This is a genomic window from Paenibacillus auburnensis, from assembly GCF_927798115.1.
GTDB lineage: Bacteria > Bacillota > Bacilli > Paenibacillales > Paenibacillaceae > Paenibacillus_AQ > Paenibacillus_AQ auburnensis.
On record NZ_CAKMMG010000001.1, the window covers coordinates 1,861,554 to 1,880,452 of the forward strand.

At 49.6% G+C, this 18,899-nt stretch carries 21 protein-coding genes; 1 reads left to right on the top strand and 20 read right to left on the bottom strand.

The window, feature by feature from the left end:
- Positions 1–46: 46 nt before the first annotated feature.
- Positions 47–1,492, bottom strand: coding sequence for a DHA2 family efflux MFS transporter permease subunit (locus tag L6H70_RS08685; protein WP_423802781.1), 1,446 nt, complete (start codon positions 1,490–1,492; stop codon positions 47–49).
- Positions 1,493–1,496: 4 nt separating this feature from the next.
- On the bottom strand, positions 1,497–2,396 hold the full coding sequence (locus L6H70_RS08690) for an SDR family NAD(P)-dependent oxidoreductase (RefSeq protein ID WP_236331906.1): 900 nt from the start codon (positions 2,394–2,396) through the stop codon (positions 1,497–1,499).
- A gap of 513 nt (positions 2,397–2,909) precedes the next feature.
- Here L6H70_RS08690 and L6H70_RS08695 point away from each other — a divergent pair.
- Positions 2,910–3,941, top strand: a complete 1,032-nt coding sequence (locus L6H70_RS08695; protein ID WP_236331908.1) for a tyrosine-type recombinase/integrase — start codon at positions 2,910–2,912, stop codon at positions 3,939–3,941.
- A 49-nt stretch (positions 3,942–3,990) separates the two neighbouring features.
- On the opposite strand, the gene L6H70_RS08700 is transcribed toward L6H70_RS08695, so the two are convergent.
- The 18 genes from L6H70_RS08700 to L6H70_RS08785 form a co-directional block, all read right to left on the bottom strand.
- Positions 3,991–4,497 (bottom strand): SHOCT domain-containing protein, encoded by a 507-nt coding sequence (locus L6H70_RS08700; protein WP_236331910.1) that lies wholly within the window; start codon positions 4,495–4,497, stop codon positions 3,991–3,993.
- Between the two features lie 138 nt (positions 4,498–4,635).
- On the bottom strand, positions 4,636–4,821 hold the full coding sequence (locus tag L6H70_RS08705) for a hypothetical protein (RefSeq protein WP_236331912.1): 186 nt from the start codon (positions 4,819–4,821) through the stop codon (positions 4,636–4,638).
- 4 nt (positions 4,822–4,825) lie between these two features.
- A complete protein-coding gene (locus L6H70_RS08710; RefSeq protein WP_236331914.1) occupies positions 4,826–5,527 on the bottom strand; it encodes a M15 family metallopeptidase in 702 nt (233 codons plus the stop codon).
- Between the two features lie 3 nt (positions 5,528–5,530).
- Positions 5,531–5,842 (bottom strand): hypothetical protein, encoded by a 312-nt coding sequence (locus L6H70_RS08715; RefSeq protein ID WP_236331916.1) that lies wholly within the window; start codon positions 5,840–5,842, stop codon positions 5,531–5,533.
- Positions 5,842–6,033, bottom strand: coding sequence for a hypothetical protein (locus tag L6H70_RS08720; protein WP_236331919.1), 192 nt, complete (start codon positions 6,031–6,033; stop codon positions 5,842–5,844). Before L6H70_RS08720 ends, L6H70_RS08715 begins: the two co-directional genes overlap by 1 nt.
- 64 nt (positions 6,034–6,097) lie before the next feature.
- Positions 6,098–8,173 (bottom strand): phage tail protein, encoded by a 2,076-nt coding sequence (locus L6H70_RS08725; RefSeq protein ID WP_341482737.1) that lies wholly within the window; start codon positions 8,171–8,173, stop codon positions 6,098–6,100.
- Between the two features lie 82 nt (positions 8,174–8,255).
- Positions 8,256–8,489 (bottom strand): hypothetical protein, encoded by a 234-nt coding sequence (locus tag L6H70_RS08730; RefSeq protein ID WP_236331921.1) that lies wholly within the window; start codon positions 8,487–8,489, stop codon positions 8,256–8,258.
- A gap of 139 nt (positions 8,490–8,628) precedes the next feature.
- Entirely contained in the window at positions 8,629–9,711 is a 1,083-nt protein-coding gene (locus L6H70_RS08735) for an EpsG family protein (RefSeq protein ID WP_236331923.1), read from the bottom strand.
- A 230-nt stretch (positions 9,712–9,941) separates the two neighbouring features.
- Entirely contained in the window at positions 9,942–11,591 is a 1,650-nt protein-coding gene (locus L6H70_RS08740; protein WP_236331925.1) for a hypothetical protein, read from the bottom strand.
- 15 nt (positions 11,592–11,606) lie between these two features.
- Positions 11,607–12,407 (bottom strand): phage tail domain-containing protein, encoded by an 801-nt coding sequence (locus L6H70_RS08745; protein WP_236331926.1) that lies wholly within the window; start codon positions 12,405–12,407, stop codon positions 11,607–11,609.
- Complete coding sequence (locus tag L6H70_RS08750; protein WP_236331928.1) at positions 12,407–16,000, bottom strand: hypothetical protein; 3,594 nt, start codon at positions 15,998–16,000, stop codon at positions 12,407–12,409. Before L6H70_RS08750 ends, L6H70_RS08745 begins: the two co-directional genes overlap by 1 nt.
- Positions 15,997–16,242: a hypothetical protein gene (locus tag L6H70_RS08755; RefSeq protein WP_236331930.1), complete on the bottom strand. Its 246-nt coding sequence runs from the start codon at positions 16,240–16,242 to the stop codon at positions 15,997–15,999. Before L6H70_RS08755 ends, L6H70_RS08750 begins: the two co-directional genes overlap by 4 nt.
- Positions 16,243–16,404: 162 nt before the next feature.
- Entirely contained in the window at positions 16,405–16,632 is a 228-nt protein-coding gene (locus L6H70_RS08760) for a hypothetical protein (protein WP_236331933.1), read from the bottom strand.
- Between the two features lie 77 nt (positions 16,633–16,709).
- Positions 16,710–17,141, bottom strand: coding sequence for a hypothetical protein (locus L6H70_RS08765; RefSeq protein WP_236331935.1), 432 nt, complete (start codon positions 17,139–17,141; stop codon positions 16,710–16,712).
- 60 nt (positions 17,142–17,201) lie between these two features.
- Complete coding sequence (locus L6H70_RS08770; RefSeq protein ID WP_236331937.1) at positions 17,202–17,732, bottom strand: hypothetical protein; 531 nt, start codon at positions 17,730–17,732, stop codon at positions 17,202–17,204.
- A 76-nt stretch (positions 17,733–17,808) separates the two neighbouring features.
- The gene (locus L6H70_RS08775; protein ID WP_236331941.1) at positions 17,809–18,186 is read right to left on the bottom strand and encodes a minor capsid protein; all 378 of its coding nucleotides are present in this window, start codon (positions 18,184–18,186) and stop codon (positions 17,809–17,811) included.
- Positions 18,186–18,521 carry a hypothetical protein gene (locus L6H70_RS08780; protein WP_236331942.1) on the bottom strand — a complete coding sequence of 112 codons (336 nt, stop codon included), beginning with the start codon at positions 18,519–18,521 and terminating at the stop codon, positions 18,186–18,188. Before L6H70_RS08780 ends, L6H70_RS08775 begins: the two co-directional genes overlap by 1 nt.
- Positions 18,506–18,892 carry a hypothetical protein gene (locus tag L6H70_RS08785; RefSeq protein ID WP_236331944.1) on the bottom strand — a complete coding sequence of 129 codons (387 nt, stop codon included), beginning with the start codon at positions 18,890–18,892 and terminating at the stop codon, positions 18,506–18,508. The genes L6H70_RS08780 and L6H70_RS08785 overlap by 16 nt, the downstream gene beginning before the upstream one ends.
- Positions 18,893–18,899 lie beyond the last annotated feature (7 nt).

Here is an 18,899-nt window from a genome sequence, read left to right on the forward strand (position 1 = left end):
TTTAACCGTAATTACCGAACTCTTTTAAATCAGCTGCATAGTCAGTTCACTTTGCCACTTCGGTCTGTTTGGTCTTTTCTATGAATAAGGAAAGAACTAGACCGATGATCCCAAAAATAATAACAGCAAAGTAAGCATCATTCATTCCGGCAATGGAAGCCTCCTGCACAATTTTTGTGGAGTCCGTAATTACTCCTTCTGCAGATAACTTTATAGCGTGGGCTTGTGCACGGTTCGTAAGAATTGTGACCAGAAGCGCAGTGCCGATGGCCCCTGAAACTTGCTTCACCGTATTCGAGATTGCAGTACCGTGAGCGTGGAGTGATACAGGCAGCTGGTTAAGCCCGGCAGTAGTAATTGGCATCAGAAACAGCGCCATTCCCACCCGTCTGCCGGTAGACATCAGCAGGAGATACGTATAACTTGTAGAGGAAGTTAAGGAAATAAACCCGATTGTGGTCACAATTGTAATCGCAATGCCGACAACAGACAGCCATTTGGCTCCGAAGCGGTCGAATAGTCTTCCTGCTACCGGCATTAGAAGTCCCATAAGCAAGGCACCAGGTAACATCAATTCTCCGGCCTCAAGAGCCGTATAGTGTCTCATGTTCTGCAAGTAGATGGGCAGCAGCATCATATCAGCATACATGACTACAGTGACCGCAACATTTATAATCGTAGTTAACGTGAACATGTTGTATTTAAAAGCCTTAAGCTCCAGCAACGGACTGCTGCTTCTTAACTGGCTTATGGTGAATAAAATTAGCGAAAGTATACCTGTAATAAAGCTTATAATGACTTCTGTACTGGACCAGCCGATGGCACCCGCTCTGCTGAAGCCGTATAACAAGGTGCCGAACCCTATTGTAGACAAAATCATTCCCGCAACATCCAGCCTTGGAAAGGTGCGCTCCGTTACATTTTTCAAGTACATAATTGCAAGAAGAATAACCAGTATTGTAAACGGAATAATTACGTAGAATAATGAGCGCCATACATAATGATCCAGCATATATCCTGCATAAGTGGGACCAATGGCTGGAGCGAAAATGATAGCTACGCCTATTAGCCCCATCGCCCCTCCCCGCTTCTCCTCAGGAAATAAAGCCAGCACAACATTCATCAGCAAGGGCATAATAATACCCGCTCCTGCTGCCTGCACGAGACGTCCGATAAGGAGCACTTCAAATCCAGGGGCAACACTGGAGATTACGGATCCCACCAAAAAGGCAATCATCGCGGAAATAAATAACTCACGGGTCGTAAAACGTTGCATAAGATAAGCGGTCACCGGGATAAATACCCCGTTGACCAGCATATAGCCTGTGGTAAGCCATTGAGCTGTTGTAGCTGCTATATGAAAAGATAGGATCAGTTCCGGGATTGCCACACTCATAATGGTCTGATTCAAAACCGTAATGAATGCACCCAAAATCATTATAAAAAGAAGTGGTCCTTTTTTAATATTAGTAATGTCCAAGTCATTATTCATAATTTTATTTATTCCCCTTCAGACATTGAGATTCAAAATAGCCTTTTTCCGCTAATAAATCCTGTGTGACCTCCCACAATTTTTTCTGCATCGCAAGGTCGCCGCCCGGAGATACTGGTTCGATTGATTTTCCGGTTCCAACGTTAAAGTACCCGCCAGAAACTTTTTCATATTCCGGTTCCACGATTAATTTAATTATGATATCCGTTCCTCTACGAGGATCACCTAGACGCAGAAGTTTCAAAATACGTTCGATGACAGAGGCAAATCTGAGCTCGCGTCCAAGCCCAGTTACATTAAAGCCCGGGTTGAGTGCATTTACGCTGATGTTCGTTCCTGCCCATTGCCGGGCCAATTCCGCAGTGAACATGATGTCCAATAATTTGGTTTTCCCATAGATGGGAGAGGAGCCGCGAGCAGTGAACGGAGTGGTATCGGTTAAATCGTCGGGCAATTTCAGTACACCATGTCTACGGGAAGCTTCAGAAGCCACATTTACTACTCTTGCGCTGGTTGCATTCTGTAAGGAGGGCAGCAGTGTCTTCGACAATAACCAGGGCGCTAAATAATTGACAGCAATCATTTCAGGGAAGCCCTCGGAAGTGACACGGGGCTCAAAGGCATGTATGCCGGCATTATTTAAAAGCACATCAATTACTGGGTAGGCCGCAACAATTTCTTTACCCACACGGTTAACATCCTCCATTAGTGCTAAATCTCCGTAGAAAAAGCCGATCTTTACAGAAGGAGCATTGGCTTCAATTATTGTTCTAGTTGCCTCCGCACGTTCTTTGCTTCTGGCGGTCAGAACAAGGTTAAACCCGCGCTTTGCCAATTCTATAGCCACAAGCTGCCCCAAACCGCTGGTTGCTCCTGTGATGACAGCAGTTGTTTCTTTACTCATCTTCATTCTCCTTAAGTGATACTTTTTTTTGTAATTTGGAAATAAGGAAACCGGTCAAACCATCAATATAGTTGATATATGTCCACTATAATTATTTAATGGATATATGTCAACTATATTACCCATGGAACGATGTTGAGCTGAATGACTTCATGCAAATACCTCGCCGCTTCAATGGCTTTGATTTGGACTGAATAACTCTGCAACTACAATAAAAACCGCCAATCACAGGCTTCCCGAAGGAAACTGTAATTAGCGGTTTTTATCGTTTGTTGCTTATAAAGTGAAACCCTTCACATATCCTGATCCTTACCCTTTCAAGATACCTTATGCTCAATGCGCAGCTTGTCGGCTACCATGGCAATAAATTCCGAGTTCACTCCGGTCAGACTCGCTTGCACATCGCACAACGATGCGGATAGTTGGACGTGAACACTCCGAAATAGCGATAAATAATGCGCACCTTTATCGGAACGTTTAGCGAAACTTTAACGCTAAAGGAGACGCAGACAAATGGTACGAAAAGATCCGAAATTTACGTTTGTATCGAAAGGAGGAAAGAGCGTTAAAATAGCGCTCGCGAAACACATTCCGCAGTTTATTGACTCTAAACGGTTGGAGAACCGATCGCCTAAAACAATCAGCGCCTATACGCAAGTTCTTGAGCAATTCCGTAAATGGTATGAGGCTACGGACTATAAGGACTTTACGGCGGAGATTCTACGGGAATATATTGAGTATCTTACGTTCAGCAAATCGAAGTGGGACGACCACCCGACGAGCCCGATCGGCAGCGTAGGATTATCACCGCGAACAGTCAATAATGTTATTCGAAATATGCGTATCTTTTTTAATTACCTCATTAAAGAGCGTATAATAACGCACTCCCCAATGGACGAAGTAAATTACCAACGGGAGGAAAAAGATACGTTTGAAGTTTTCACGGATGAGGACGTCTTGCGACTTCTCAGCGCTCCTAATCGTCGGGTCTACACTGGCCGGCGCGACTACTGTATGATGCTTGTTCTTATCGACTGTGGATTGCGCATAAAGGAGCTTACTGGATTACGTGTCTCGGACGTGGATTTTAAGCTTCGCCAAATTGTAATTCGAGCGGAGATCGCTAAGACAAATACAACGCGTGTCGTGCCTATTTCACAACGGACCATAAAAGAGTTAGAAAAGTTAATAGCATATATGGACATTGAGGGATCAGATTATTTATGGTTGACGCAGTTCGGAGAACGTTACCTGGGCGATACTTTTGGGAAGATGCTTAAACTATATGCTAAGCGCGTTGGAGTAGTAGGTCCGCGTGTATCTCCACATACATTCCGCCACTACTTCGCAGTCAAATTTCTGCGCGGTTCAGGTGATCCTATGGCATTAGCGCGCATTTTAGGTCATGTATCACTAAATATGACGCAGGTATACATTCGATACACAGGAACGGACCTGCGGGAACAGCACGATAAGGCATCGCCAGTAATGAACTTGATAGATAGCGGAAACAGAAAAAAGCGCGGTAAGCAACGGTTCTCGTAACGAAAAAAATCGCAGCCCTCACGGATGTTACTCCGCAAAGACTGCGATTTTATATCCTGGCCAGAAGTTCGAGGCGCTTTTCTTCGTACTCTTCCTTAGACACGATGTTGGCGTCTAATAATGCCTTGAGCTTCTCCAATTTTACGAAGACATCCTCGTTGTCAGGAACGCCTTGAGAGTTAGCGGAAGATATCTCAGCCTTTTGCTTATAGATGAGTTTTTCTAGCCTCAGAAAGTGGTCATAATTGTCTCGAATCATTACAGTGTTTTCATCCTTGGCGTAGTCAAACGCCGAGCTAAGTGACTTTGTCTTGTCCCCTACTCCGCTCGCAATGATCTGCATATGTCCCGCAGTAAGCATACCAGGTTTTTGCATATGTATTGAAGTAATGCTCTTAACATCGTATGATTTAATGTCTGGTCGAGAGAGTGACATCGACTTCACAATGTATACCCGATCCTTAGTTACTGCTAGAAGTGCACTGTTACCTTCTGCCCAATCAATTATGTCGCGCTTGTCGACTGATTCTGTTAACGTTCGATAAACTTTAGACATGGACTGACCTCCCCCAAGTGTTGGAAATTGTTACAATAATTATCGGCCAGTTAGTATGTTTTGTAAATATAAAGCTTCTACTAACGAAAAATAAAGCGCAGCCCCTACGGATATCCCTCCGCAAGGACCGCGCTTTTATTATTCCTTCGAACTATCCGCTGGAAACGTTTTGTAAATACCGACGCCGATAATCGCATAGCTCACGATATCAACGGCAGCCTGGTATACGCCGGCTTCCGGAGCGACTCCGTACTTAACGAGTAATTGATACGCGAGCCCTGCGACCGCTGCGATAAATACCGGATTCAATAAGCGCTTTTTCATCGTATTATTTCGCCTCCTTAGTTTTGATGCTTGCGGTTTTACTCGCGTTATCCCACGTAATGGTCGCGCCAAGCTTATCGGCAACCTCGCGCAATGGAACGTATACTGCTCCGTCGATGAGCACGCCGTCCTTCGCTTTACATCCGTCAATGATTACGTTCGCTTTATTTACGATCACTTCGACCGCCTCCTGTTTCGGTTTAATCAGCGCTAAAATAGCGTCTGTCTGCGCCTGTGTCGGACATTTCCCCGCGCGATATTCTGCGGTCGATAGTCCGAATGTCATTTCGAAATGCGGCGCGTCGTATATCGATTTGAAGTCGCCGCCCCACGTAAAGCCGAGCGCCTTCGCAATCGCAATCACTTCGTTCCAATCCGCCATACCGTCACGGTCTGCGTCAATCTTCGTATCCCACGATACCGAGCGCCCGTCATTCGTCAGCAGCGCGAAGTCAATCGCTACGCCGAAGTTATGATTCGAGTAGCCGCCGCGTGCGTGCGTTACTACGTTGCCCGGCGCTGTCCGGCCTTGCGCGTAGAGTGCGTTCTGCTCCGCAATCGTTCGTAATCCTTGCGTAATTACGATCGGAATGCCGGCGGCGTACGACCGGTCGATTAGCGCTTCGGCCGCCGCCTTTACGCACGGAATAAGCCCGGCGAGTTTCGCAGCGGACTTAGCGCGTACCTGTTCGATTGTTAACGTCATTTCTTATGCCGCATCCTTTCCGTGTACTACCGTTTTAATATCGCGGACATCGAGCGCCAGGCTTTCGTACTGTCCCGCCAGCGCTTCGAATCGATCCGTCAGTCCCTCCGCCAGCTTCATTAAGCGGTCCTCACGCGCGATTGCTTCGCTATGCATCCGTTCGCGTTCCGTACGTGCCTCCGCGCTGATCCGTTCCTCGCGCGCTTTTGCTTCGTCTGAAATCCGGATAAGCTGCTTCCAGAACGCGTAGGCCACGACCGCAGCGGCCAGCGCAAATATTCCGTTCTTTGTGACTTCCGCCCATAATACGTCCATTAATTGCTCGCCTCCGTTTTCTGCGGTTCAAACTCCGCTAATGCTACGCCGACCGCTTCGTCAAGGCTGCGGAGGACTGCTTCGCGTTGGCCTGGCGCGATTGACCCGAGGACTGCGCTGATTGCGTCCGTAAGCTCAGCGGCCGGGTTCGTGAGATCGACCGTTAATTCGAGTAGTGCGCGTGCTTTCATATGATAACGTCTCCTTTACGTAAAAAGAGCCCTGCGCGTAATGGCGCAAGACTCTTCGTTATAATTATGAAACCGTAAACGTACCGCCTGCAGATCCCGGAGGAATCGTAACACTGTGCGAGTGGTTAACGCTAGCTTTACCGGCTAACGCAGTCCATATCGCCGCAATATCGGATACGACCGCATCGAGCGCGGGCAAATTGATGACGTTAACGTTGCTGAAATCGAACGTACTCACTCCGTCCCGCACCGCGATAGTATTCGTAGGATGATCAATATCGCCGCCGAGTACGACCGTAGTTCCACCGAGCGATAGCAGGCTATCCGCCGCGATACTGAACATTCCTCCGTTTTGACCGGAGATGCCGCCGCCGTATGAGCCGTCCGGTCCGTAGTAGCGCATCTCTTGTACGCCGAAATCGTCCTCCGTCTCGATCGATATACGCCGCGTTCCCGTACTATCAAACGAACGGAATCCGCTACCGTCGAGTACGATCTTACGCGTAGTTGAATCGGTCTGAATCGTAGATCCCGTAATCGTGCCGTAGGTGATATCGGAGTCCTCAATCGTACCAGTCAGCGTAATCGAGCGCGCTACAACGTCACCGTTCATGTATACGCGGAAAGGTGCGCTGCTAAACGTAGCGTGGCCGGCTGCGATTCCGGTCGTATTAATCTGCACGACGTTGTTTCCGCTGCCGATTAGCGTCGATACGAAATTACCGAATTGGCCTACGACTGTTTCCGCTACAACTCCGGTTGCTGTGATCGCTGAGCGAACCGTATTCCATCCGTCAGTAGATACGCCGAGTCCTGCGGCAGTTAGGCGGACTTGATGCAGCGGATTCGTTTTGTCCTGCGCCAGTATACCGCCCTCGGCCGGATAAATTAGTTCCGTTTTGCTATTCGCGATATCCTTTACCGCAGCCGCCGCGTATGCTTCGAACGCTTCCGCCCGTATACGCCCGCCGCTGAACACGTTATCTACCGCCCGCCGCGTCGATTCCAGGTCCGCGATAATCTGCGCATAATCCCGCCGCAGTACGTTTGCGACCGTTACCTGTGCGTGCTTATCGCGAGCATATGGATACTCCGTTAACTCCGTGACGCGTGCGGTTATATGCGTGAGTTCCATATCCGGATCAACGCAAGTCACGGTATCGCCGAGGCCCGGACGCGGCTCCGTACTATCAAGCTTGTATAAGTCCGCAGCCGATACGGACACTTCCAGCGCAGGGACTTCGCGCTCAGCCAAACGTAAGCGTGCGGCAGCTAGCAGTTTTAGCGGATCGGTAACGTCTTGCTCCGTGAGTAAGTCGTCGTAATACGGAACGCTGGCGCTGGCCCACGTCCCTGCGTATTGACTGACGAGGTAATTTACGGTCAACTTTCCGTCGACTATTGCGTTAGGGTCCGCCGCGAGTAGCCGCGCCTGTTCATCCGTAGTTAATGTCGACGCAGGTTGCCCGATCCATGTGCGCGAGTCTTTCATTTCCGCAAATAGGCGCGTACACAGCGAGCCGCCGTCGTCCGTAAACGAAGCGCTAACGATGTTCTTGCCGACGCGGTATTGTAACGCGGAATTAGCATCGCCGATCTTCTTGCGCAGGTGCAGCGTAAAGTTATCCGGTTCAACTTCCGCGCCGTACGTGTCGATTACGTAGTTGAGCGCTTCGAGACAGTTGCCGCCGCCGAACTCTTTGACGTCCGCGAGGTCGAACGTGTCGTCTACCGCGATCGTAAAGCGTCCGCCTGTTGCCGCTGCGATTAACGTTGTGAGTTGCGAGATTTGATAGCCGAAGCCCTCCGCAACATATGACGCGTACGGGAACTTGTAATCCGCGAGTTTGTACATTACGTGGCTGCACGATATCTGCGCGGTTAGCTTGCGGCCGTCGCGCTGGCGCTGGCGCTTATTGATTACGTAATACTGGCCGCGCTCGTCTTGTACGTGGCCTTTTAGCGGAAGTAAATCGCGGTAATCAGCGCTGTTTAACGGGACGGTGAAGGTCAGCGTGTAGTCCGCGTTAATGCGGCGAGTGCGTACGATATCGTCTGCGGATACAAGCGAGCCGATTGGCGTGAGGTTGCGGTCGAGTGCGAGTAAATTCGAGATGATGGCGTCCTCCTTTCGTGTAATTACGTAAAAGTGCGCATGAAAAAGAGCCCCGCGCGTGATGGCGAAGGGCTTGCGTTTGATTGCGAGTTGTATAATCCTTTAACTATTGGCCGAAGATTGCACTACGTACTGCGTTTTTTAAGACGTTTATCTCAACTTGGCGCCAGTGTTCGATAATCGGCGTTAATTCACCAAAATCAAACCTGCCCATCATTCGGTCGTGTGTGTACGTAACCACCCCGCTCACAGTTCTTGACCCTTGCGGCACGTTCTCAACGAGTACCAGAAAAGTCGGGTCCTCAGATTGATCTTCCAAATAACTTACTGTAAAGTTCATAAATATGCCCCCTAGCTGTTTTAATGTACACAGTTAATACGTTAGGCAGCGCAGAAGGTGACATACCTTTCTATTGCGCAGTATGGTCCAACTGTGAAATTACAAACAAAAAGCCTCCACCATATGAGAGGCTTTACTCTTATGAAAATAATTTATAAGGGTCTAAATACTTTATGGTGTCAGTGTAAAAACCAACGACTAAAAACAAAATCATTACAACAGCAGCCATAATCCATGAATACTTTTTCGCCTTAACAATTGGGTGCCAGATCAGCAGTGGTATTAAAAACCATGAATATGCGGCTATACGATCACTAAAGGCTAAGAACCCACAAAGCACAAACAGAGAATTTAGAACAATATAAGCTTTAATGATTCTCAAATATTCATCTTCTCTGTAAAAGAAGTAGTATAGTACAATACCTATTGCTACCCAAACAGCGCTAAAAAGCAAGAAATCCAGCCTATTCGTCTGATTGGAATAAGCTTGCAGCGCACTAGTGCTACTGTAAACATCAAATTTTGGAATAATACCCGCAAATGGTGCTACTAATTTTGCGTTAAGATTAGTAACATAAAGTAGAGCTGACAGCATCCAGAAGCCTAGCAAATAGCGCAACTTTATATTCGTTTTTATCAGCAATATAACGGCAACGGCTGCGCTTATCCCCGTCCAATGGAACAGACATCCTACAGTTAAAAAGACATATGGTTTTTTGTTTTTTTGACCCATCAAATAGTAAGACAGTGAGAGGATAATAAACGCTATTGATATCCCCTGTCTTAGTACATTTGAAGAATACGAGTAAAAGAATCCAAAATTTAAGTAAGAAAAAATAATAACAGCAACTTGCCAAGGTTTATACATGCGGTTGAGGGATAAGTAGAACGGGACAATGAATACAACCCATAGTACCGCAAGATATATTCTTGGGTTCTCCGTAAAATGTGCAACTATCCAACTAACGATTACAAAAAGAGGCTCATTTGTAGAGTTGTAGAGAAATGTTTCTTTCAGCGTATAACTTGTCATACTGGAAAAGTCATAAGTGTATGTGCCAGTATCAATGTACGAAAAGTCTCTGAAAATGATATTAATTGATACCACTAGTAACATGACCCAAATAAGCATGTTTGCTTGATATTTGCTGTTAAGCAAACTTTGTTTATTTGAGTATGTCATTGGAATTAATAACGCCGCTGCAACTAAAGGAATAACCAATTCACATTCCACCATCCATCATTTTAGCATAACCCACCAAAATACACAGGCTACAACAGCACCAGCTGTTATACCCACCTTAGCCTTATTATCGGTTGTTTTAATTCTATTGTTGAGGATCAAAACTACCAATCCTAGCACTATCACCACAACAAAAAGAACGAAAAATTTCATCTTAGCACCAACCATTTTAGTTATATGCTACCAAACGTCAGGCATATGGTCAATGATTATGTGGTTAAATCATAAACAGTTCCAGCAAGATTTCGGTATTTAATTTTACCGTCAGTATCTTCAAAAAAATGACCCGCCATTGTGTCTGTTGCCGCGGTCTGTTTGGCAATCCGAAATAAACCGTCAGCACTTTCAATTCCTTCATCCTTTCTTAGAGACATAACTAATTTACCTTGGATAAAATGATTTGCTCGGTTAATAGCAGCAGCCGTATCAAACTGATAGAGAGAGTCTCCATTAAAGTTTGAAATATTCACACCAGCATATTGCGCTGAATCTAATCCAGCCTCTATACAAAGGTATAAAGACTGATTGGAGGAATTTTTGAATACTGGAGAAGAACCTTGATCCCCTCCCCAAGTATCAGAAAAGAGCGTACTGACATTAACAGCATATCCGCTACAGTTGGTAACTTTATTCCCTGTCTGGGAACCTACATTGTTAAGTTTGACCAGTTCTCTATTGCTGTTCGATACCACCACATTATCCAATAAACAATTTTGCAGCCCTACATCCGTCCGCGTTGGTTGCAAAAAATAATTGGCTGTTCCTAAGTCGGTATTGTGCACATTGCAGTAAACGTCTCGTATTGTTAAATCGCCTACGTAGTCGCTGGACACATCATCCCCGAACTGAATACATCCAGTCGATCCCTTATCAACTTCAAAATAAGTATTTGTAATAACTGAGTTGTTAGCGAAACGTCCAATCCGTACATTAGGAGTAAAACCCTCTATTTTAGAATTTGCCAGAGTATTGTTATATCCATCAAACCAAAATCCAAGTCCGCCATACGGGGATTGGTGAGTTGCTAAAATGTCATCTCCCCTAAATCTAGTCGCATTAATTCCACGCGGGTTAACCTTAACAAAATTAGAAGCTCGATTGAATGTCGAAAAAGTTTTCCACTGCGCGCCTGACATATCAGTATCCCAGTTGTTACCGTCCAGCCATACACCATAAGCAGAGGCGTTTCCAAAATCAACAAATCTGCACTTAACTACGGGCATGGTGACAAAATTATGGAAAAATAGTCCGTGTGACATAAACTCTCCGCCAGTAAACAGCAAATCCTTTACGGCATAGCACAATTCATATGTTGCTAAGGTATTATCGGACCTTCCACATTCGACGACTTTTCCTGTTCCGATATAATCCATAATAGCCAATCCAGATAATTCAACTGGTCGGGTAAAGGATAAGCCTCCGCTATACTTGTAATGCTTTCCTTGTGCAAATTCGATCCGAATCATTTTCTTATCGTCATATGGCATAGAGTTGACGAATGCTGACATAGCAGTGAATGCGGCAGTCTCGTCTGTAACCCCATCACCTACAGCCCCAAAAGAAGCAGGGTTAATCGCAATATCCGCCAACTGCGCATTAACTCCGCCAAACTCCGTATTCAACCGCTCTCGCAGCGTCCCGTAATCCTCGCGCGCGTCCACGATTTCCAGGTTACTCTCACCGCTACTAGCTACGATATTATCAATGCGCTCGCCTTGCGCTGCCTGTTCCGTTTCGACTGCGCCAATCCGTCCGCGATGCTCCGTTAGATCCGTTTCGATATCCGCAAAGTTAGCGTTATGTTTCGCTAGGTTAGCGAGGTCTAGCGTGCTCGATATTACGCGTCTTACAAATCCCATCCGCAATTACCTCCGTTAGTATAGATATTTATAGCGGAATACGAACTCAATCCGCACATTAACCGCCGCGCCAGTTACCGTAAACTCCGTGTCGCCCGGTAACAGCAGCGGAAACACACGATTACTCATCGCGTACGCATTGACGCCGTTCTTTTTCACCGTTTGCTTATCCGTAGCGCAATCGATCTCGATAACGTCCGTTCCCGTAGTCGATCCCGTAAGCGTCAGCGTACCGTAACCGTCCGTTAGCGATAAATTCGTAAACGCGCCTGTTATGCGAATCAGCGGTCCCACATCGTTCGAACCCGCGTTATTTACGGTGAACGTTTGGCCGGGCGCTGTAATCGCGAAGGAGTGATCCGTATAAAAATAACCGTCACCGAACGCCAGGCCGTCGCCGTATTCGTGTAGCTCCGTATCTTGCGCGCTCGTCGGCCACGGATCGTTCATGCGCAATTGCACGTCAATCAAACGCGAGCCAGTCGCGCCAAGCTGCAGCGTACCCGCGTATACACAGCGCCATTTCTTGTCAGGCATGTCCGCGAACTCTAGCGCTAGGACTCCGCGCCGTGAGTTGAACGTTCGGGCTAACGCACTTACCGTAGCGTTAAAATCCGCAGCCGACGACGTAATCTCGAACGTGAGCGTCAGCGTACGCGGCCCGTATGTAGCGCCGAAATCGAGTACACCGTCCCTTTCCGCGAGCTTAAGCGTGTTGTCTTCAACGTCCGGTAAAACGGGAAGACGACGCTCATAAAGCGCCGCCCCTACCGTTGACATCCATACTCCGTTTACATTTACGTCAGGTTTCGTCATTAAACCGTCTTCACCCCCGCCGATTGAATACGTGATACAGCGCGTGCACGCTCGTCGTAAAGCATCGCAATGTCCGCGCGGTCCGTCAGCGCTACGTCATTAACGCTCATATCGATCGTCTGCGTAACCTGCGTAACTGCTGCCGGACTCTTTGCGGCCGCCTGCGGAATCGGAATCGCGTGCCAGAGTGCCGCCTGCTGCTGCGGACTTAACGTAATTCCCGCGAGTGCTCCGACTGCCGGCGCGGACACTACGTTATTACTAGTGGTCGCTTTCGCTCCCGTAATCGCGCCCATTTTCGCGTTATACTGCGCGATAAACGTGTCAAGCTCCGTGAGTATCGTACTGTTCGCGCTGCTGCTTACGCTGACCCGGTACGCTGCGATTCCGTCCTCAACCGTTTTGATATCGCCGCTATACGATTCGAACGATTTCAATAGCGCACTGTATTGCGCTTCGGCTGCGGATTTCTCTGCGTCGAACGCGGCTTCCTTCGCGTCCTTCTCGCTAGATAACGCGTCCTGCTGCGCTTCGAGCGTTCGGTCCGCGAGATCCCGCCCATGTTCGAGCTGCATACGGTCGATTTCCTTGAGCAGCGCGTCACGTTCCGCGATGCCGTCCGGACCGACTGCGCTCGCCAGTTCCGTTAACCGCGCCCGTTTCTCCGCGAGCTGCGTTTCGTAATCGGCGTCATCGTTCAGCGTTTTATTAGCGTCGCGCAGCTTTTGGATAGCGTCGATACGCGCGTCATAATCGTCGAGTGCCGCCTTCTTACGCGCTTCAATTGCGTCGAGCTCCGCGTCCTGTGCGTCCTTAATCGCGTCCTTCTGCGCCTTAACCAGATCCTCCGCGAGCGCTAACGTCTGCTTCGTCAGGTCTTTGCGGGCTTGATACGTCTGTTCGTCCGCTTTCGCGTAATACTCCGAATCCTTAGCGTAACGGCCCCGTACGCGAGTCCATGCGTCAAGCTTCATCTGCGCGATTTCCGTTTCCGACTTTCCGGCGTCTGACATACGGCGTTCCTCCGCGTCAATCCATTTCGCGGATGCTTCGTATAGAGCGCGTGCTTCCGCTTCGGTTTCGGACGCAACATCCTTGCGTGACTGGCGTACCTGTTCGTCCGCAGCCTTATACTGCTCCGAATCCTTAGCGTAGCGATCACGTAGCCGCGTCCAGCTTGCGAGCTTCATCTGCGCGATGGATAGCTCCGTTTTACCGCTGTCTTCCATGCGCTTCTCTTCCGCGTCAATCCACGTAGCGCTAAAGTCATAGCGCGACTGTACGCTGTCCTCCGATAGCTGCTTGAGCTGTAACTGCAGCGTGCGCGCATCGTCTACGGATTCCTTTAGGAACGCGGCGTGCTTCTTTTTGAGCGCTTCGTATTTCGCGATTTGCTGGTCCGCCGTAAGATCCATAAAATCCGCTTGAAACTGAACGGTCTTGAGATCGGCTTCATACGCAGCTTTACGCGCTTCGGCGGCGAGTTCAGCGGGCGTCTTACCGGAGGATTTCGTTTTCTTAGCGTCTGGCGCTACGATATCCTTCGTAAACGTCTGCGTACCCGTTTCAACTTGACCCGCGAGTTTTTCCATATTGCGCGCTGCTTCCGCGTATTTCTGCTGCTGCTTAAGCGCTTCCGCCCTCTTCTGCTCCGCCTCTTGCGTTACCTTATTCGTCAAAGCTCCGTTAAGCACGATATCTGCTACGCCCGGAGTCGCCCCACTCATACGCGCAGCGCCTTGCGCAACTGAATCCGCGAACGTTTCCGCACGCGCTCCGGATACTTGCGCCATCGCCTGGATAAGTCGCGTATAGTTATCAATCTGCGCCTGGACCGACTTGGCCTGCGCTTCATTTTCCTTCGCAAAATTCCGTATACGTGCGGCTGCATTATCCGCGGCCATATCCGTGAACTTCTTGTCCGTAGCAATCTGCGCAATAATCGTATCGATATTCGTAGCGCGGATACGCCCATCTTCGCCTTGCTGCGCGTTGAGTTCCGGATACTGCTCGATCAATTTTTCCGTAATGTCGACCATGCGGCTTTTCTGCGAGGCGTCGAGCGTCTGCAGTCCGTTAAGCTCTTTGAACTGCGTGGCGAATGCGCTCATTTCCTTAAGCGTAGCCTTCTTCGTTGCCAGCGCTTCATACTCCGCTTCGTCCTGCTCAGTAACACGGTCGACCGAATACTTGAGCGCCTGGTTCATTTCGCCGAGCGCGTCCGTTGCCGCCGTCACGCCGTCGAATCCTAAGCTGCGGAGTTTAACGTCTAGCTTTTCGAGCTCGTCGTTAATATCCATCGACTCCGAAAGCATGGCCGGAGTACCTTCGCCGCGATCCCACACCGCCTGAAACTCGTTGATTCGCTGCTGCAGTTTCGCACGTTCTTCGAGGACACCGTTAAGCTCCTCCGCCTTTGAGCGCAATGTATCGTCATCCGCTGTCGTGCGGTCGATTGGCGCTTTCGCGAGCAATTCGTTAAGCTCTTTCTGCGCGCTCAGCATCTCTTGTGTGGCCGCTTTATCTTTCGCTTTAGCCGCAGTCAACGCACCGAATGCAGTCGTTAAAGCTCCGACGGCCAACAGCGCCAAGCCTAGCGGTCCTGTCGCAATTCCGAGCCCAGCTGCCGCTACTTTAATCGCGGTGAATAGCGCCGGTATTAACTTTAACGCGGTGGCAAATCCGGTAAGCGCAACAACTGCGGTAAGTAAGCCGGCGGTTCCCGTTGCGAGTCCAGATACAAGCGCCTGGTTCTCCGCTGTGAACTCCGCAAACTCAATAATCAGTGGAGTCAGAGTATCGAGCGCCTTTTGAACGACCGGTGTAAATGCATCGCCGAGCGCAACAGTAGCGCTATTCGTCGCCTGCGTAAATCGCGCCTGGCTTCCGATAATCCCTTGCATCACCTGGTCTGCGTTACCGACGTAGAAAGCGCCCTCGGAGATAAATCCGTTGTACGCCGCCTGTATCTTCTGCGCGTCCGTAAGTTTGCCGACCGTTGTTCCAATTGACGCTGCGTATTCCTTTTGCATAACGCTGAGATTCTTCGTTACGCCGACCGCATCTGCGAGCACGGAGTTACCGTTCTTGATACCGTCGAGTGACGCCTGAATCGCGCCGCCCATCGTATAGAACGACTGCCGCCCGTATGCCGCTGAATCCGCGAGTGAAGTAATCAGCTTCGTTGACTCTTCGAGACTTAAGCCGGTCGATAGCGCAGTCTTATACGCTTGCGCCGCCTCTGTCAGCGATAGGAATCCGCGGCTTGCAAGTTCCTGTACGGCCGCGTTTGCATCACGTGTCTGTACTCCGAAACCCCTCGCTACCGCCGCGAGTCCCGCAAATGCCGCATGTAATTTCGTCGCCTCGTTAACTGCGCGCTGCATCTCGTTAACTAACTTCGATAAGCCCGCGCCCGCAGCAAGTCCCGCGATTGCGCCGCTCATATCACGGAATCCGTCAGCGCCGCGCCGAGTGTCCTGCTCTAATTCGCGTATTCTGCGCCGGGCCTCGTCAAGCTGGCGTCTGAACTCCGTCATTTCCAGCGTTATCCGTGCGCGTATCTCGCCGACGTTTGTACCGTCCGTTGTCATCCTAGCGCCCTCCTTATCGCATCATTTATAAAACGTTGGTATAGCCGCTCATTCGTACGCAGCGGCCGCGAAAGGAACTTCGGACGCGTGCCGGGCGTTGTCGGGTTTTTATACTCGCCCATTTCGTGAACCCGCAGCGCGTAGTTAAAGCGGACGCCGCTGGCTGACGTTTCGGTTGCGGAGTAAAATACCTCACCGTATATTTGACCGTTCTCATTCGTGACTTTCTTTCCGGCGGTCATCCGCAGCGTTCCGGTCTTGAGTGGTGCTTCATTCCGCGAGGCTGCGAGTAGGTGGTCGGTTGCATCGTGTACGCCCGTTAACGCTGCCGCTAATACTCGCGCCTCTTGCGCCGCCAGGAACTGGAAGAGTCCGGACGTGTCTGCGCTAAATGTCATGCGTAATCACCTCACTCCCGCCCGCATTTGATCGCGGAGTAATTTGATACCGGCCGCATCGTATTTAGGCGGCGCGCTGCTTTGCGTATAGCCCGCTGCTGTCCGTAAACCGTCCGCAAACTTCCGGAAGTCGTCAACGTTGGTCGTATGCGACATCACGTTAACGTTAAGCGCGTCCAGCGTTTCGCCAGCTCTGCGCCGTGTCTCCGCTTCGAGTACGTCAAGCAAGTCCATAACGTAATATCCGTTCTCAAACTCAACTTGCGTTTTGCCGAGGCGCACGGCTGCGTCAATAAAAAACGCCTCTAACGTTATTCCGCGCTCATCACTACGTCCGCTGCTTTGTCCAGCGATTTCGTCAGGTTTAGAGCGCCTTGCACGTTTTTTAGGAATCCGCCGAAATCGTTCACGCGCGCAACGGCGACAAAGTACGCCATCAATTCGTCCGGAGATACGTTCTCGTCGATCCACGCTGGTTCAAGACCGGTCAGCAACGCAACAACGTTAATTACGTCGTCAATCGCGCTCTCAATAACCGCTAGCAGGTACGAGATACGGCTTTCTGCCGGGGCTGTCACTACGCTAAGAAGCATCTGCGGTAGCGTACCAACGACGGTGTTTAGTTCACGCCATTGCCCGATCGTTACCTTGCGCACCTTAACCGCCTGACCTCCGAGTGTGACCGTGTTCGGATCAATTTGTGTGGGCTCAACCGCTTTATCTGAACGCTTAAATAGCTGCATTATTTTCGCTCCCTATAAATAAAATAGAGGCGCAGTTAAGCGCCCCCTTCAACGTGATACTTACGGAGTTGCGGTGATTGTGTCGTCGCCGAGAATTAGAACAATACCGTCCGCATCCGGAGTCGACCGCAGTGTTACGTTGGTTACGCGTTCGTTCTCGTTATTGAACGAATAGGAAAGATCCGTTTCCGAATACGCAAGTGGCAGCGTAATCCAGAAGTCCGCGTCAGTCTTGTGCGCGATCGGTTTAATGACCGCAATCTTCGCGGTATCAATCAGATTCTGGCCTACGCCAGTCTTGACGTTAACCTTAGTTCCGCCGGTACCCGTTACGACCTCCGCGCCTGTCATGATCTTCGGAATTACACTCAGTTCGTACTCACCGAATGGAATTGTTACGCTGACGTTACGGCCTGTGATGCGCTTGCCTACGATTGTTTCGCCAGTCTGATCCGTTTTCTGATCGCGATAAGTTGTTTCGGTAGTCAGTACGACGCCGCCGATGGTCGTCTCAAACGTGACCTTATCCGCGCCCTCTCCGTACTCGACGATTGCCGGACCTACCTCGATTTTGCTAAAATTTTGCGCCATTTAACGTTTCCCCTTTGACTCGGTATTTTTTATTGCGCAACAAAAAAAGAGCCGCCCGATTACGGACAGCCCTGCGTTATAGTGATGTTGTTAACGTAAAATTGACGGAGTATAGTGCGCGTGCGCTCTCGTCAGGTCCGAGATACCACGGCGTAGACTGATCCGCCAGGCACTTAACTACGCGCGTACTTCCGAGCATAAACTCGGTCTTACCGTGAAGCGCCGCGATCAGCGCGTTACCTTTCGCCTCTGCCGTCGCTGCCAATTTCGAGCGTATGACGACTTGAAAGGCCGGATAAGCAACGGATGACCATTCGCTAGGAGGGCCGCCGCCCGTTATCCGTACATATGCGCAATCGTCCGGATTACCCGTTATAAAATCGTTGCCGACTACGGTGATTCCCGGCATTGCCAGCCGGACAGCCGCGTTTATATCCGCTAATGTCAGCGACATTATACGTCCACCTCCGTTATTAGCGGCTTACCGTTGAGCGCCCGTTTTACGCTTATTGCGATTGGCGTGTACGTTGTCTCCGCTGATAATTCGTTAGTGTACGTGAGGCTGTCATTAAGCGATATGTCCGCGAGCTTATCGAAATAGAACGTGCCGACGCTAACGACTTCGGCTCCGTATTGATTACGTACGAGCTTAACGCCCTCGCTAAAACGGCATTTCAGCGCATAGGGTACGCCCGGTATCGGCGTATTATAATCCGGATCGAATCCGCCAGGCGGCGTAATTGTCACCGTTTGGTTCAGCGGTATCAGCGCCATTACATCGTCACCCACTTAACTGCGCGCTTGCTGAGCTTAACGCCATTCTCCGCGCCAATTAACGTATAAACGACGTCAGGAATCAGCGCATCCAAGCCCGTTTTCATTCCGTCCTTAAACGTAAAATTAGCGACGCCGGAAATCCCGAAGCTCGCGACACCTTGTTGCTGCAGCGCGTTCGTATCGTTAAAAGCGATTGCCAGCGCGTTCGCATATTCGTAAACCGCCGCGTCCGGTATCGTGTATTGAGCGTATTTGGCCGTCAGCGTCCGTCCTGCCACGTTAACTATCCGTAGTTTTTTGGCGTCATCAGCGTCCGTCCAATCGTCAACGTTGATACAATTCGCGTTGATATACGTTGTTGCGTCTTCTACCGTAATTGCCATGCGCTCA

Coding starts and splice junctions, on each gene's coding strand:
- L6H70_RS08720 (WP_236331919.1), bottom strand. CDS start 6,033: ATGAAAGCACGCGCACTACTCGAATTAACGGTCGATCTCACGAACCCG.
- L6H70_RS08700 (WP_236331910.1), bottom strand. CDS start 4,497: ATGTCTAAAGTTTATCGAACGTTAACAGAATCAGTCGACAAGCGCGAC.
- L6H70_RS08750 (WP_236331928.1), bottom strand. CDS start 16,000: ATGACAACGGACGGTACAAACGTCGGCGAGATACGCGCACGGATAACG.
- L6H70_RS08695 (WP_236331908.1), top strand. CDS start 2,910: ATGGTACGAAAAGATCCGAAATTTACGTTTGTATCGAAAGGAGGAAAG.
- L6H70_RS08690 (WP_236331906.1), bottom strand. CDS start 2,396: ATGAGTAAAGAAACAACTGCTGTCATCACAGGAGCAACCAGCGGTTTG.
- L6H70_RS08715 (WP_236331916.1), bottom strand. CDS start 5,842: ATGGACGTATTATGGGCGGAAGTCACAAAGAACGGAATATTTGCGCTG.
- L6H70_RS08755 (WP_236331930.1), bottom strand. CDS start 16,242: ATGACCGCCGGAAAGAAAGTCACGAATGAGAACGGTCAAATATACGGT.
- L6H70_RS08775 (WP_236331941.1), bottom strand. CDS start 18,186: ATGTCGCTGACATTAGCGGATATAAACGCGGCTGTCCGGCTGGCAATG.
- L6H70_RS08685 (WP_423802781.1), bottom strand. CDS start 1,492: ATGAATAATGACTTGGACATTACTAATATTAAAAAAGGACCACTTCTT.
- L6H70_RS08765 (WP_236331935.1), bottom strand. CDS start 17,141: ATGCAGCTATTTAAGCGTTCAGATAAAGCGGTTGAGCCCACACAAATT.
- L6H70_RS08710 (WP_236331914.1), bottom strand. CDS start 5,527: ATGACGTTAACAATCGAACAGGTACGCGCTAAGTCCGCTGCGAAACTC.
- L6H70_RS08770 (WP_236331937.1), bottom strand. CDS start 17,732: ATGGCGCAAAATTTTAGCAAAATCGAGGTAGGTCCGGCAATCGTCGAG.
- L6H70_RS08785 (WP_236331944.1), bottom strand. CDS start 18,892: ATGGCAATTACGGTAGAAGACGCAACAACGTATATCAACGCGAATTGT.
- L6H70_RS08705 (WP_236331912.1), bottom strand. CDS start 4,821: ATGAAAAAGCGCTTATTGAATCCGGTATTTATCGCAGCGGTCGCAGGG.
- L6H70_RS08745 (WP_236331926.1), bottom strand. CDS start 12,407: ATGACGAAACCTGACGTAAATGTAAACGGAGTATGGATGTCAACGGTA.
- L6H70_RS08740 (WP_236331925.1), bottom strand. CDS start 11,591: ATGGGATTTGTAAGACGCGTAATATCGAGCACGCTAGACCTCGCTAAC.
- L6H70_RS08760 (WP_236331933.1), bottom strand. CDS start 16,632: ATGGACTTGCTTGACGTACTCGAAGCGGAGACACGGCGCAGAGCTGGC.
- L6H70_RS08730 (WP_236331921.1), bottom strand. CDS start 8,489: ATGAACTTTACAGTAAGTTATTTGGAAGATCAATCTGAGGACCCGACT.